Origin of the sequence: Leucobacter celer subsp. astrifaciens (assembly GCF_001273835.1) — a bacterium.
GTDB lineage: Bacteria > Actinomycetota > Actinomycetes > Actinomycetales > Microbacteriaceae > Leucobacter > Leucobacter celer.
In genome coordinates this window covers 1-245 of sequence record NZ_JHEI01000041.1, presented here as the reverse complement: position 1 = coordinate 245, position 245 = coordinate 1, and the positions used below count along the sequence as shown (strand labels likewise).

The following is a 245-nucleotide window of genomic DNA, read 5'->3' as shown; positions in this document are numbered from 1 at the left end:
CTTCATCGCCGAACCGCTGCGACTCTTCGACTACTGCATGATCAACGACGGCGGCGTCGCGATGATCGTCACGACGGCGGAACGGGCGAAGGACCTGAAGAAGCACCCGGTGCACATCGCCGCATCCGCGGGCTCGGGCGATCTGGGTCCGTTCTACACGAAACAGGACTTCTTCCGGGAAGCTTCCGTCGATGTCGCGGCGCGGCTGCGCGCGCAATCCGGCATCGGACCTTCGGATGTGGACC

General features: G+C 64.5%; 1 protein-coding gene. It reads left to right on the top strand.

Annotated elements, in window-relative coordinates:
- Positions 1-37: 37 nt before the first annotated feature.
- Positions 38-245: beta-ketoacyl-[acyl-carrier-protein] synthase family protein (locus AMS65_RS20000; RefSeq protein ID WP_241489280.1), on the top strand; the 208-nt coding region annotated here is incomplete at its 3' end.